12 protein-coding genes are annotated in these 15,097 nt (G+C 45.4%); 2 read left to right on the forward strand and 10 right to left on the reverse strand.

The genetic code is table 11. The features are described 5' to 3' along the window. Positions 1–117: 117 nt before the first annotated feature. From KFF44_RS11500 to miaA, 5 genes are all read right to left on the reverse strand, one after another. Entirely contained in the window at positions 118–1,686 is a 1,569-nt protein-coding gene (locus tag KFF44_RS11500) for a 2-isopropylmalate synthase (RefSeq protein WP_255934404.1), read from the reverse strand. A gap of 432 nt (positions 1,687–2,118) precedes the next feature. Beyond that, positions 2,119–3,138 carry a ketol-acid reductoisomerase gene (gene ilvC, locus KFF44_RS11505; protein WP_255934405.1) on the reverse strand — a complete coding sequence of 340 codons (1,020 nt, stop codon included), beginning with the start codon at positions 3,136–3,138 and terminating at the stop codon, positions 2,119–2,121. Between the two features lie 80 nt (positions 3,139–3,218). After that, a complete protein-coding gene (gene ilvN / locus KFF44_RS11510) occupies positions 3,219–3,731 on the reverse strand; it encodes an acetolactate synthase small subunit (protein ID WP_255934408.1) in 513 nt (170 codons plus the stop codon). 26 nt (positions 3,732–3,757) lie between these two features. Further along, the gene (locus tag KFF44_RS11515; protein WP_255934409.1) at positions 3,758–5,587 is read right to left on the reverse strand and encodes an acetolactate synthase 3 large subunit; all 1,830 of its coding nucleotides are present in this window, start codon (positions 5,585–5,587) and stop codon (positions 3,758–3,760) included. A gap of 210 nt (positions 5,588–5,797) precedes the next feature. After that, positions 5,798–6,718, reverse strand: a complete 921-nt coding sequence (miaA, locus tag KFF44_RS11520) for a tRNA (adenosine(37)-N6)-dimethylallyltransferase MiaA (protein WP_255934410.1) — start codon at positions 6,716–6,718, stop codon at positions 5,798–5,800. Positions 6,719–6,750: 32 nt separating this feature from the next. Here miaA and serB point away from each other — a divergent pair, with 32 nt between their 5' ends. Then, complete coding sequence (gene serB, locus KFF44_RS11525) at positions 6,751–7,656, forward strand: phosphoserine phosphatase SerB (protein ID WP_255934412.1); 906 nt, start codon at positions 6,751–6,753, stop codon at positions 7,654–7,656. Between the two features lie 98 nt (positions 7,657–7,754). On the opposite strand, the gene KFF44_RS11530 is transcribed toward serB, so the two are convergent. The 3 genes from KFF44_RS11530 to hflK form a co-directional block, all read right to left on the reverse strand. Then, entirely contained in the window at positions 7,755–9,272 is a 1,518-nt protein-coding gene (locus tag KFF44_RS11530; protein WP_255934413.1) for a Do family serine endopeptidase, read from the reverse strand. 275 nt (positions 9,273–9,547) lie between these two features. Then, entirely contained in the window at positions 9,548–10,411 is an 864-nt protein-coding gene (gene hflC / locus KFF44_RS11535; RefSeq protein ID WP_255934415.1) for a protease modulator HflC, read from the reverse strand. 3 nt (positions 10,412–10,414) lie between these two features. Further along, positions 10,415–11,512: an FtsH protease activity modulator HflK gene (gene hflK / locus KFF44_RS11540; protein WP_255934417.1), complete on the reverse strand. Its 1,098-nt coding sequence runs from the start codon at positions 11,510–11,512 to the stop codon at positions 10,415–10,417. Between the two features lie 172 nt (positions 11,513–11,684). On the opposite strand from hflK, the gene KFF44_RS11545 reads away from it, so the two are divergent. Beyond that, positions 11,685–12,773: an Mrp/NBP35 family ATP-binding protein gene (locus tag KFF44_RS11545; RefSeq protein WP_255934419.1), complete on the forward strand. Its 1,089-nt coding sequence runs from the start codon at positions 11,685–11,687 to the stop codon at positions 12,771–12,773. A 1-nt stretch (position 12,774) separates the two neighbouring features. On the opposite strand, the gene folA is transcribed toward KFF44_RS11545, so the two are convergent. Beyond that, positions 12,775–13,272: a type 3 dihydrofolate reductase gene (folA, locus tag KFF44_RS11550; RefSeq protein ID WP_255934420.1), complete on the reverse strand. Its 498-nt coding sequence runs from the start codon at positions 13,270–13,272 to the stop codon at positions 12,775–12,777. A gap of 27 nt (positions 13,273–13,299) precedes the next feature. Then, the gene (locus KFF44_RS11555; protein ID WP_255934421.1) at positions 13,300–15,081 is read right to left on the reverse strand and encodes a HAMP domain-containing sensor histidine kinase; all 1,782 of its coding nucleotides are present in this window, start codon (positions 15,079–15,081) and stop codon (positions 13,300–13,302) included. Positions 15,082–15,097: the final 16 nt, after the last annotated feature.

The following is a 15,097-nucleotide window of genomic DNA, read 5'->3' on the forward strand; positions in this document are numbered from 1 at the left end:
CAAGAATACGGCATGTTTGTGTTTTTTTTCAAAAACAAGCGTTTTATTGTCAATTTCCAAGCTTTTACGAGCACACAAATCATTCACTGAACATTTTTATGATGAAAAACGGGTGAATTATCCTGTCTTTTGAACAGAATCGACTCTATGTCCTGGAGCACGTTTTTCCTTTTTGACAATCAGCTTGTTAACCGCAGCAACATAAGCGCGTGCGGCCGCCGTAACAGTATCTTCGTGCGCACCCTGCCCGTTCACGAGGTACCCATCATCTTCCAGACGAACAGTACACTCAGCCTGGGCGTCTGTGCCCGCGGTTACAGCATGAACCTGAAAGAGTTGAAGATGAGGGTAAAACCCAATCAAAGCTTTAATCGCATTGAAGGCTGCATCAACCGGCCCGGCACCATAAACCACTGTTTTCCGATCTTTGCCGTCAATTGACAAGGTAACATCAGAAAAGGCCCGCCCGTCCGAGGAAGTATAGGTGTTTAAGGACATGACCTGGATCTTGTTTTCAGCGGTTGCAACCTCATCATCCACAAGCGCGATGATATCCTCGTCATAAATATTCTTTTTACGATCCCCAAGCGCTTTGAAACGCTTGAAACATTCCTGAAACGCATTGTCGCCAAGTTCGTAGCCAAGCTCTTTTAGTTTATCTGCAAACGCATGCCGGCCAGAATGTTTACCCATCACAAGCACTGAACGGCTAAGCCCAACTGATTCAGGTGTCATAATTTCATAGGTTTCAGCGTTTTTGAGGACACCGTCCTGATGAATACCAGATTCGTGCGCAAACGCATTGGCACCAACAATAGCCTTGTTGTTCTGAACCGCAAATCCCGTCACCGTTGAAACAAGACGACTGGCCCGCATAATCTCCGTAGTTTCGATCTTGGTTGTCACAGGCATAATATCACTACGGGTTTTGATCGCCATCGCAATCTCTTCCATTGCGGCATTGCCTGCTCTTTCGCCGATACCATTGATCGTACATTCCACCTGACGCGCGCCTGCGTTAACGGCCGCAAGCGAATTTGCTACTGCTAAACCCAAATCATTATGACAATGGGTAGAAAATATCGCTTTGTCCGAATTTACAACATTTTCAATCACATGCTTGAACATCGCGGCGTATTCTTCAGGCACTCCGTACCCTACAGTATCAGGAAGGTTGATCGTCGTCGCTCCTGCCTTAATGGCTGTATCTACGGCCTTGCATAAAAAGTCTAAATCTGTGCGGGTTGCGTCTTCAGCGCTCCATTCAACATCATCGACAAACCGCCGCGCATGACTAACCGAATGATGAATAGCTTCAAGCACAGCCGCCGGTTCCATTTGAAGCTTAACTTTCATATGAAGCGGGCTTGTGGCGATAAACGTATGTATCCTAGGGCTCCGAGCGGGCTTCAGTGCCTCAGCAGCGCGGTCAATATCGCCGAGTGCTGCACGGGCGAGCGAGCATACTGTGCTATCCTTCACCTGTTCTGATATTTTTTTCACGCATTCGAAGTCACCATTTGAAGCAATGGCGAACCCTGCTTCGATCACATCAACCTTCATTGCTTCCAGTACTTCTGCAATCTTAAGCTTTTCATCAAGCGTCATGGATGCCCCTGGCGATTGTTCGCCGTCCCGGAGGGTTGTATCGAATATTTTTATATGATCTGTCTGCGAATGCGACATGACTTTAGTCCTGTGTAAAATGTATTATGGATAAATTTTGTAACCGTTCATTCCCTTAAGCACCTTGATGGTCAATCATGAACCGATAAGGTCGTGCCTAAGGGCTGATAAGTCGGCCTGACAGCAGAAGAATATGAGCATCCGGGCATGCAAAAAGAGCATCAAAAAGATGATGCTGTTTAAAGTTACAATCTGTATGGTCAAATTCAACCACAACCCAGTCTCAAATAATATTAAATACTCCAGCACTACATATCAGAATTAATTATTACTGAAAAGATTATTTTTGTATAATTATATTACTAATTATCGACAATTATAAATGATATTCATAGACATTTTCTATTATTATAATTTTTTATGTAATTAAATTTCATAAACAAAAAAAGGCGGTATAAACCGCCTCTTTCACGTAACTTATAATATCTTACTTTAGTTCTTTTCTTTATCGACCAGTTGACCTTCTTGCATCCAAGGCATCATCGAACGCAGTTTATGACCAACATCTTCGATTGGGTGGCGCTCAGCAAGGCCGCGATGGGCTTTAAGCTCAGGATTACCTGCCTTATTATCCATGATAAAGTCTTTTACAAAACGGCCTTGTTGAATATCTTCAAGAACACGCTTCATCTCAGCTTTGGTTTCGTCGGTAATCACACGTGGACCCGTTTTATAGTCACCATATTCAGCCGTATTAGAGATCGAATAGCGCATATTTGCGATACCGCCCTCGTAAATCAGGTCAACAATCAGCTTAACTTCATGCAGGCATTCAAAATACGCCATTTCAGGTGCATAACCCGCTTCGGTTAGCGTCTCAAAGCCAGCCTTAATAAGCTCGGAAACACCACCGCAAAGAACCGCCTGTTCACCAAACAAGTCGGTTTCACATTCCTCGCGGAAATTGGTTTCAATAATACCAGAGCGCCCACCGCCAATTGCAGACGCATAGGAAAGGCATAAGTCATGGGCTTTACCGCTTGCGTCAGCATGAACAGCAATCAAACATGGAACACCTTTACCCGCAGCATACTGAGCACGAACCGTATGGCCTGGCCCTTTCGGCGCTACCATGATCACATCAAGGTCACTGCGCGCCTCGATAAGGCCGAAATGAATATTAAGACCGTGCGCAAACATCAAGGCAGCCCCGTCTTTCATATTGGCAGCAAGGTCCTGCGCATAAATATCGGCCTGATGCTCATCAGGGGCTAACATCATAACCATATCAGCTTCTAGCGCAGCTTCAGCCGCAGTTTTCACAGTAAATCCTGCTGCTTCGGCTTTTTTACGTGTGCCGGAGCCTTCTCGCAGGGCAACAATAACATTTTTCACGCCAGAGTCGCGCAGATTGGCGGCATGGGCATGCCCCTGACTGCCATACCCTACAATCGCAATTGTTTTATCTTTGATCAGATTAACGTCTGCATCACTATCAAAATATACACGCATTATTCATTTCCTATATGAAGCCTGCCAACCTTGGCATAGGCAAAATCAATGTTATCCAATTTCTTAAAAACTATCTGTAATTATAGACCTTCGCCGCCTCTTGATAAGGCAACGGCACCGGTTCTAGCCGCTTCCACTAGACCTAAATCGCTCATTAATTCGATGAAAGCGTTAATTTTATCGCTCGACCCTGTTAATTCAAAAACAAAGCTCTTCCGTGTGGAATCAACCACTCGTGCGCGAAATGCTTCCGCGAGGCGTAGTGCCTCCACACGCTTCTCGCCCTCACCCGTCATTTTCACAAGCGCCAGCCCTCGGGAGACGAATGGGCCATCAATCGTCAGGTCTGCCACTTTGTGAACTGGGACCAAACGATCTAACTGAGCTTTAATCTGCTCGATGACCATATGTGTTCCCTTTGTCACAATCGTTATGCGCGATAATTCTTTACGCTCGTCAATGGAGGCGACGGTCAGGCTTTCAATATTATAGCCTCGACCGGAAAATAAACCGATAACGCGCGCCAGAACGCCTGCTTCGTTATCAACCAGAACACTAATCGTGTGTTTTTTTATAGGGCCTTGATCTTTCATGGCATGCATACTCTTACTTAACAAACCTATACAACCGCGAGCGCTTCATCGTCTCTTGGTTTGGTTTGAACATCACCAGCAAGCATCATTTCATTATGTGCCGCACCAGCAGGAACCATCGGAAAACAGTTTTCTAACTTTGCGATATGACAGTCAACAATAACTGGACCATCATGATCTATCATTTCCTGAATTGTAGCATCCAATTGTGCAGGGTCATTAACCCGCAGTCCTTTCCAACCATAGGCTTCAGCAAGCGCAACAAAGTCAGGCAGAGCAGAGGAATAGCTTTCTGAATACCGGCTCTCATAGGTTAACTCCTGCCACTGTCGAACCATGCCCATAAATTCATTATTCATAATGAAAATCTTAACAGGCAACCGATATTGAACAGCAGTCGCAAGTTCCTGAATATTCATTTGAATAGACGCCTCACCAGCCACATCAATCACCAGACGATCGGGCTCAGCAAGCTGTGCCCCGATAGCCGCTGGTAAACCATATCCCATCGTTCCAAGGCCGCCAGATGTTAACCAACGATTTGGCTTCTCAAAGTCAAGATACTGAGCGGCCCACATCTGGTGCTGCCCCACCTCGGTAGAGATAATAGGATCATGGTCTTTAGTTAATGCATTCAAACGATCAAGTGCATATTGCGGCATAATAACGTCATCGCTATTTTCATAAGCAAGGCATTTAATCGCGCGCCATTCGTCAATTTGCGCCCACCAATCGGTCAAATCAGGCTGTGTTTCAGCAAAATTATGCTCTTCCCAAAGCTCAATGAAACGAGACAAGGTTCTACCGGCATCAGCCACTATCGGAACGTCAACAGAAACATTCTTATTGATAGATGACAGATCAATATCCACATGGATTTTCTTTGAGTCAGGGGAAAACGCATCGATACGGCCAGTTACCCGGTCGTCAAACCGTGCACCAATCGCAAGCATAACATCACAGTCGTGCATCGCATGATTAGCTTCAAAGGTACCATGCATACCAAGCATGCCCAAAAACTGTTTATCACTTGCTGGAAATGCCCCTAATCCCATCAATGTGTTTGTAACAGGCATGCCAGTCATTTTCGCAAACTTCGTCAACAGTTCGGAAGCTTCAGGGCCGGCATTAATAATACCACCGCCCGCATATATAATTGGCCTTTCTGCCTTTGAAAGCAGTTCAATCGCTTCATTAAGGGCGCTTTCCGTTCCGTCCAAAATTGGCTTATAGGTTTTGTGTTCAACAGGAATGTTTGGCTGATAAGTGGCCTTTTCAACCTGAACGTCCTTTGGCAAATCAATAACCACAGGCCCCGGCCTGCCGCTCGTTGCCACATAAAACGCTTCTTTTAAAACGCAGGAAACTTTAGCTGTATCCTTCACCAGATAATTATGCTTGGTGCACGGGCGCGTAATCCCAACAGTATCCGCCTCTTGAAAGGCATCATTGCCGATTAAATGCCTTGCAACCTGTCCGGTTAGGCAAACGATGGGGATAGAATCCAACATTGCATCCGTCAGCCCCGTTACGACGTTGGTAGCCCCAGGGCCGGATGTCACAAGAACAACACCTGGTTTACCGGTAGAGCGTGCGTACCCTTCCGCAGCATGAGCGGCAGCCTGCTCGTGGCGCACAAGAACATGCTTGATTTTTTCTTGCTTAAAAATTTCATCGTAAATAGGCAGAACGGCGCCGCCTGGATAGCCAAAGACGACCTCCACGCCCAATTCAGTTAACGTTTGAATAATGATCTCCGCGCCGCTTAACTCCTGAATGTCAGATTGTGTTTCTGAGCCATCAGGTCCTTCATCTAATTTTGCAGCGTCTGAATTCAAAGTCTGAATTGCTGACATTTTCTTATCCTGCTGATTATCTTAATATTAGGCCCAAAACACCCCGTTTACACAAGTGGGGGCGCACTAGGCGCCCCCAGGGGTGGGTCTCGTCACAGTTGGAAACTTCATTGGGCGTGAAGCTTCCAGCATCGATGCTAGGGCTGGCTAAGCACCGATAAAAGTGACAATATTGTACATAAATTACTCAGTCAATACTTATTTGTTAATTTAAATAAATATTTTTGCCATTTGACTTTCCAAATATTGCGCATCAATTCGTTCCCAAGCATTAAATTGATTACGAAACCATGTCATCTGACGTTTTGCGAAGCGCCTTGTCTGAGTCTTGCTCTCTTCTCGCGCTTCGTCCAAGCTTATATTCCCGCTGAGGTATTTCATCAGCGAGGGCACACCAAGCGACTTCATTAAAGGAAGAACAGGCGATAAATTTCTTGATAATAACGCCTCAACCTCCTCCAAGGCTCCCTCTTCCAGCATCAAATCAAACCGAAGGTCACAGCGTCGGTATAATTCTTCCCGGGGCCATTCCAGAACTACCTTCTTCACATTCCCTGATTGATCAAGTGCCTGCAAGGGGCCTGCCTGTGTTTCTTTTTGCCATTCACTTATTGGCTTACCGCTTGATCTATAAACTTCGATCGCTCTTGAAATGCGCTGGCTATCACCCTGTGCAAGGCGTTCAGCCGTCATGGGGTCGCATATCATGAGCTCCGCGTGCAGCTTTGCACTTCCAAATTCAACTGCCTCTGCCCTGACTTGCGTTCGAATTTCGGGATCCACATCAGGAATATGGGCCATACCATCAAGAAGTGTGCGAAAATACATCCCGGTTCCACCAACCAATATGGGTGTTCGATTATCCTGCCATGCCTCATCTACCGCATTCATTGCGAGCTTCGCCCAATCCATTGCGGAAAAAGCCTGTGCCCCGTCGACAACCCCGTACAGCTTGTGCGGGGCCATCATCTCTTCTTCCACGCTAGGACGCGCCGTTATGATCCGAAGGTCTCTGTAGACTTGCATACTGTCGGCATTAATAACGACACCATCATATTGCTTTGCCAGTTTTATAGATAATGCTGACTTGCCGCTTGCGGTTGGACCTGCAATAAGAATAGCCTGTTTCACACATATCTCGCTTTTGTGGTTAGGTTTTACTTATGAATATGGTTCTTACTCTTGTCGTCAACCCCAACAATTCAGATATTCTGAATAAAGCGATCGCTTTGTCGCAGGAACTGCTTAATAATCACTATAACATCAATGACATCGATCATTCTATATTATCAGAAGATGAAGCCATAGACCTAGCCTTTGAGGTAAACGAAGGAGATGGACCTTCAATCAAATCTACTCTGACAGAAACCCTGTCATCATACCCGATTGACTGGGCCCTTCAAAACACCGCTGACCGGAAGAAAAAATTACTTCTAGCCGACATGGATTCGACCATGATTACCGTTGAATGCATTGATGAACTAGCCGATTTTGCCAGTCTGAAAGACAAAGTATCTGCGATCACAGAAGCGGCAATGCGTGGAGAATTGGATTTTCAGGATGCCCTAAGGGAACGGGTTGCTTTACTGAAGGGATTAAACACGGACGTCCTTGATCGATGTTTTGCTGAACGCATTACCGTTTCGGATGGAGCCGAAACCGCACTCAGCACAATGTCAGGTGCTGGCGCCTATAGCGCCCTCGTCTCAGGTGGTTTTACCTTCTTCACTGAAAAAGTTGCGAACAAGCTTGGCTTCTCTATGCACAGGGCAAACATACTTGGCATTAACGACAGCACATTAACTGGTGAAGTCATTCCTCCTATTTGTGACGCCAGCACGAAAGAAGAAACTCTTAAAGAACTTCAGTCACAACAAAATTTATCAGTGTCTGATATTATCGCGGTTGGAGACGGTGCAAACGACATCCCCATGTTAAATGCGGCAGGCCTCGGCGTCGCCTACAAAGCCAAACCAGTCGCACAAGAGGCCGCTGACGCCTGCATTAATCATACTAGCCTAGAAACGTTACTATTCTTTCAAGGCTTTACGCGCAGTTCATTCAAATAAGTTATCGAATATATAATGTGTTGAAATAACTGTTAGCGAAAAAACCCAGATATAAAAAAAGGCCGCTTAAAGCGGCCTTTTCATTTGCTAATTAACGCTTAGTCGTCTTCGCGTTCTTTTTCCAACTGCAGTGGAATATGAGCCGTACGTCCACGTACATTCACCAGAAGAAGAACACGTTCACGACCACGCTCGCGTGCATCTTCGATTGCAGCCGCGACATCAGCAGGCGTTTCAATCTCATTCTGATTAACGCGCAGGATCACAAAACCTGGGCGAATCTGCGAACGAGCTGCCTGGCTTCTGCGCGCTACACGAAGAACAACAACACCGTCAACATCATCTTCGATACGGAAACGACGACGAATATCACCAGTGATCCGTCCTAGCTCCATTCCTTCAACAAGCTCACGGTCACCGCGACCCTCGTTGTCGTCATCACCGTTACCCGCTGGAGCATCGTTATCATCGTCAGTTTCTTCACGCTCACCCGTGATCACTTCCAAAGTTTTACGTTCGCCATTGCGAACAACAACAACATCTACAGGTTTACCAACAGTAGTTCTGCGGACAGCACGAACAAGCTCGTTGCTTGTCGTAATTTTCTTACCGTCCCATTCAACGATTACGTCCTGGATTTCAACACCAGACTTGTCAGCCGGGCCGTCAGGTGTAATTTCACTGATCAACGCGCCTTCTGTAATATCAAGTCCAAGGTCTTCCGCGTCATCTTCGCTGAGCGTTGTGATGGCTACGCCAAGGAAACCACGGACAACACGGCCATTTTCGCGAATTTGTGCGATGAAACGGCTGGCATCATTTGAAGGGATTGAGAAGCCCAAACCAACACTACCACCAGTTGGCGAAAAGATCGCTGTGTTCACACCGATCACTTCACCTTCCATATTGAAAAGTGGTCCACCAGAGTTCCCTTTATTAATGGCTGCATCTGTCTGGATAAACTCAACTTCGCCATCACCATTGATCTGACGGTTTCGCGCTGAAAGGATACCAGCGGAAACAGAGTTTTGCTGACCAAATGGGTTACCAATTGCCAAAAGCCAATCACCAACACGCTCAGCGTCGCTATTACCCCATTTGACAAATGGAAACTTACCGCCATTTTCGATTTTCAAGAGCGCTAGATCGCTTAGTTTGTCGCGGCCAATAAGCTCCGCTTGATATTCTTCACCTTCATTAGTGATAACAGTGATCTCATCCGCGCCTTCAATTACATGGTTGTTTGTGACCACGTAACCGTCTGCATCGATAATGAAACCAGATCCTAATGATCGTGCCTGACGAGGCTCAGCTTCCTGTTCTTCAAAACGATCGCGGAATTGATCCCACAAATCGCCAAACGGCGTACCTTCTGGTGCCTGTGGCAAGCGACGGTTGCCTCTGCGGCGCTCAATTGTTTGAACTGTCGAAATATTCACAACAGCAGGCTGAAGTTTTTCTACAAGGTCTGCAAAGCTCTCAGGTGCGCCCTTCGCAAAGAGCGGTTGATATGAAAGAGCTACCGCACCTAAAACAAGCATTCCAGCCATTAAGACACGCAACATTAATGTCTTTTGGGGCTGTCGCTGTTTTGCTTTTACTTTAATGGTGCTCACGCACTTACTCCTTTTATATTTTTATTATCCATTACTAAAAGTTGGCCTGTTTCATCTAATGAACAAAGAGGGGATTTCACTAGATATCAACTATCGCATCATTATTACGCCGCGCGGTCAAGTTTCAGTTTTGTCCTTTGCGGCAAATTGTTTCACGCCTGCGATAAGACGTACAATTTATGTCTATAAAACACTTCTGATAAACAGACTATATATAAAGAAGGGGCACGCTAACTACACAAAGCATGCCCCCAATCACAATTTAAAGTGATGATTTACTTACCGTCATCGACAAACAATTTGAAGAATTCACTATCTGGCGATAGCACCAAAGTTGTGTCGTCCTTACCGAGTGATTTTCTGTAAGCTTGCATTGTCCGGTAAAATTCAAAGAAATCTTTGTCTTTTCCATATGCATCAGCGAAAATCTTAACAGCCTGACCATCTGCTTCACCACGAATTGTTTGTGATTGACGTTCTGCATCAGCCACTAATTCAGCAACACGGCGATCAGCTTCCGCCTTGATTTTCACGGCATCACGACGACCGGATGCGCGCTTTTCTTCGGCTTCTCTTTGGCGCTCAGTTTCCATACGAGCAAAAATCGCCTCGCTGTTCTGCTGAGGGAGGTCAACTCTTTTCAAACGCACATCAACAACCTCAAGCCCGAAAGATGCAGCACGCTGGTTTGTGAGTTCGCTAATTTTACGCATCAGTGCCGCACGCTCGCCAGAAACGATTGACCCCATGACTTCATTCGCAAGCACCTGTCTTACAGTTGATTCCATCGCATCCTCAAGTAACCGGGCAGCCGTGCGCTCATCGCGAGCAGCCTGAAAACGCTTGAGCGGATCACTAATACGGTACCGAGCAAAACTATCGACCAAAATACGCCGCTGGTCACTCGCTAGAACTTCTTGTGGTCGGATATCAAGGCTTAAAATTCGCTTATCTAAATAGATGACCTGCTGAAGACCTGGAATTTTAAAATGTAACCCTGGTTCACGGATCACATCTTTTGGTTCACCAAATTGAACAACAATCGCCTGTTCACGTTCGCTGACAATGAACATGCTACTAAAGAAAACAAACAAGCCGATGAAAAGAACAACGATTCCACTGATTACCTTTGCATTCATGATCTAGTTCCCTTCGCCTTGCTGTTTCTTCTTAATTTCATTGATTGGAAGATAAGGAACAACTCCTGATCCGGCATTGCCGTCCAAAATAACTTTATCCATACCAGCGAGAATGTTTTCCATGGTCTCTAGGTATATACGTTTTTTCGTTACATCTTTTGCCTGAACATATTCATTGTAAACAGATGTAAACCTAGCTGCTTCACCTTGTGCGCCAGCAACAGTTGTAGCACGATAAGCCTCTGCTAGCTGAACAAGGCGCTCCGCCTCACCTTCAGCTTGTCGAACTTTCTGATTGCGGTAAGCTTCCGCTTCATTCTGGAAACGCTGCTGATCCGCTTCAGCTTTCTGTACATCGAGGAAAGCATCTTTCACCTCTTCAGGCGCTTGCGATTCGATAATCTGAACACGCAGGATATCAACACCGGCACCGTAATCATTAAGGGTTGATTGAATAATTCGAATAGCTTCTTCTTCAATCTGACCACGAGCAGTTGTAATGATTGGCGTAATTTGATTTTTACCAACGATTTCACGCATGGCGCTTTCGGAAACAGATTTAATCGTACCGTCAGGATCCTGCATATTGAAAAGATAGTCACGCAAGCTACCAATTCGCCAAACAACGTTGAAACGAACGTCAACTATGTTTTCATCCTGTGTAAGCATTAGGCTTTCGTCACGCCCTGAGCCAGCTTGCAAACGACGACCACGTGTGTCCTGAACACGACGGTTACCAACTGATATTTGCTTTTCATCAGTTACACCGCGAATTTCAACCGTTTCTATTGGATAGGGAAAGTGCCAATGCGCACCAGGCTCGGTTTGATCAACAAATTTCCCAAACCTAAGCACAACAGCTTGTTCATTCGGATCCACGAAATAAATACCCGTGGCCAGCCAGAGCGCTAAAGCCGCAAGCGCTATGATAGAAAAACTGCCTTTTCCACCAGGCAAAACTGTTTTCAGTTGATCCTGACCCTTTTTGATAAACTCATCGATTTGTGGTGGTTCGCCGCCCCCACCACGACGAGGGCCGCCGCCATTGTTGCCCCAAGGATTATTGGGGCGGTTACCGTTATTGTCGTTTTGCCAAGGCATACTGAGGATCTCCCTATGATCTCTTAACCAGTGTCTTCTATCATCATGAAGTCAAATTACCGCACAGACAAAAGAAAGACAGTGTTTTATTATTCTATATATGGTAGCCCCCCCTTACCTGCAATGGAATATACGTATTTTTTGACTTCTTACGAGAATTAGAGACTAATCGATGACAAACCTCAGCCAAGCCTTGATCGAAAATGCCCTCAGTGAGATAGAACACCCTGTAACTGGCCAGTCCCTGAAAGCTTCGGGTACACTCAGTGCGATTATCATCGATAAAGGACAAATTGGGATTATTCTTGATTTTGGCGATATGCCGATATCTTCAATTGAAGGCACAAAAGGTTCAATCGAGGATATACGGTCCCGCGTTGAAAAAACTGTTTCGAATTTAGAAGGTGTGGACGCCGTTAACGTTGTCGTAACAGCAAGCAAAGCAAATAAACCAACACCTGCAAGCAAACCACAAACACCGCCGCCACCAACACCCGTGGAAATCCCCGGTGTTAATCATGTTGTTGCTGTCGCAAGTGGAAAAGGCGGCGTTGGTAAGTCAACAACATCGATTAACCTTGCCCTCGCCCTCCGCGACCAACGGTTAAAGGTCGGGATTATGGACGCTGATATATTTGGCCCATCACTTCCTACACTTGTTGGCCTCGATGACCGTCCTGAAATAGTAAATGGTGTTATCCAACCCCTTCAGAAATACGGGCTCAAAATTATGTCCATCGGCTTTTTAATTGACGTCGATCAGCCTATCGTTTGGCGCGGACCACGGGTAATGGGTGCCGTGCAGCAACTTTTAAAGGATGTAGCCTGGGGCCCATTGGATGTATTAATTGTTGATATGCCGCCTGGAACCGGCGACGTACAGTTATCGATGGTTCAAAACGCACCTTTAAGTGGTGCTGTCATTGTTTCAACACCACAAGACCTTGCCCTAATCGACGCGCGCAAGGGACTTGCAATGTTTAGAAAGGTCGATGTGCCAATCATCGGTATCATCGAAAACATGAGCAGCTTTATCTGCCCGAGTTGCGGTGAAGAAAGCCATATTTTCGGCCATGGCGGTGCAGAAGACGCAGCAAAATTACTCGATGCAACGTTTTTAGGGGCAATACCACTCCATATGGATATTCGTGCCCTTTCTGACGCTGGAACCCCTGTTGTCGTCACAGCACCTGATGGTCCGCACGCTGACATATACAGGAACATCGCGAAAGAAATAGGCCAAACATTGGTCCTAAACTAACCTAGGAAATACGGTCGTAATTGATAAAGGCGTGGGCGGGGCGACCATCCACGCTTTTGTGGCTTTCTCGTGCGGTTTCCCGCCAAATAGATTGGTCAATTTTTGGGAAAAACGCATCCCCTTCGGTCTCGAGACTAATTTCGGTAATATACAGCCTGTCAGCCAGCGGCAAGGCTTCCTTATAAACCTGTCCGCCGCCAATGATCATTATTTCATCAACCGCTTCGGGTAAGCGCCGAGCAAGCTCTATAGCGTCCGATAAACTAGATGCGTTGGTGACACCATCGGCATGCCAACCCTTATTACGAGTAATCACTATATTAGTACGACCAGGAAGCGGTCTGCCGATCGATTCAAATGTTTTGCGACCCATAATTATAGGTTTAGAAAGCGTGATTGATTTAAAATGCTTTAAATCCGCAGGAAGATGCCAAGGCATTTGGTTATTAAGTCCAATGACATTATTTGATGCCATAGCAGCAATACACGATATTTTCATACCCAAACCGTTACCATTTGAAATTAATCAGATCATCATATCGTCATTATCAGCTGACGATGCTTCTTCCAATGGTAAATGTACAAAAATTGTAGTCCCCACGTCAGTTTGGCTCTTAACCGATATCGTTCCACCCATTTTAACGATCAATTCATGACAAATGGCCAGCCCCAGGCCTACCCCGCCGTGCTTGCGCGTTAGCGCAGCATCAATCTGAGTAAATCTTTGGAATAGAAGCGATTGTTTATCTTCCGGTATTCCTATTCCTGTATCACTGACTTCAATGACATAGCCCGGCTTTATCCCATCCACCTCTATGGGCTTCGGATAAATCTTAACATCAATATGGCCTTGATCTGTAAATTTGATCGAATTGGAAACGAGGTTAATAATGATTTGTTTGAGTCGTAGGTCGTCGCCGACTATTGGCTGGGGCAATTCATCAGACAAGGTCAGGTTTAAAGCGATATTTTTCTCTGTAAATTGTGGTGTTACCAGTGATTTTACATTATCGAGCAAATCACTTGGATAAACTTCATGATTTTCGATCTGAAGCTGATTTGCCTCCAGTTTTGCCAAATCAAGGATATCATTGATCAGACCAAGAAGATGCGATCCACTGGCGTGAATATCATTCGAATATTCAACGTACCGTTCATCACCAAGTGGCCCTATAACCTGATCTTTCAATATCTGAGAGAAACCCAAAATTGCATTCAATGGTGTTCGAAGTTCATGGCTCATGGTAGCCAGAAATTCTGACTTTGCATGACTGGCAGCTTCCGCAGATTCGCGCGCCTTCGAAAGGTCTAAATTCAAGTCTTGTAAGACTTCATAATGTTCTGCCAGTTCATCATTTGCTTTTTGTAAGGCCCGTGTTCTTCTATCAATTATCGCACTTACCCTGCGTGTTCGCTCTGATTGTGACCAAACGATATAATACACAAGTCCTGTAAGAATTACGCATACAAACAAAGCGACTTGCACTCTGAAATGATCGGTTTCGAATATCTCCTCCGTCGACCAAGCGACCGCATTCCATACCTGAGACCCGAATTGAAATGAATGAACTGATATAAAATAGTCATCATAATCTGCGCTATCATCAAAATCTGATATTGCAGCATCCAGTTCAACTTCTTCGCCGTTCGGTAATTTCAGGATACTACTGAGTTGCAAATCCATATCAGCAAATCGTTTCACCTGTTTAAGGTCATTTAAAATCTCTCTGGCATCAAGAATTTGAATAGAGAAATCCTTGTTTCTTTCTCCTGCAAGCGAAGACACGATTAGAACATAACCGCCGCCACTAAATTCTTTTAAAACCCCATCGGGTAAGGGAACGGCCGCCGATGCCCGATTTAGCAATGAATTATTTATGAGCGCTCCAAAAATATCAGAAGTATTAATTTGCTCCAACAGCACCGCTTGGTCAAAATCACCCGCAGAACTCCAAACCTGTTCAAAAATAAAGTCGCTGGAATTTTCCTGAGACTCTCGATTTAGAAAGGCGATAAACTTACGATACCTGCTCAATCCAGAAAAATTGTTAATCAAATAGGAAAACTGATTAGCTTTCAGCTTTGTCATTTCCGATTCAGGTCGTAGTTCCTGATCAAGGTCTGAAGAATTCTGATAAATCCTCAGCAGATCATCACTCGAGGCTATCGCTTGCTGAATTCTACTATGGAACCTATCAATCATACTTTCGGCGCGTGCTTCAAACTGTGCAAACGCCTCTTCATGCGAAATAATATCTGCTTCCCGCGTCACAGACCAGGTGACGACAAAACCAACAAACAAAGTCAAGAGCGACGGCAAGACC

Source organism: Kordiimonas sp. SCSIO 12610, from assembly GCF_024398015.1.
Lineage (GTDB): Bacteria > Pseudomonadota > Alphaproteobacteria > Sphingomonadales > Kordiimonadaceae > CANLMI01.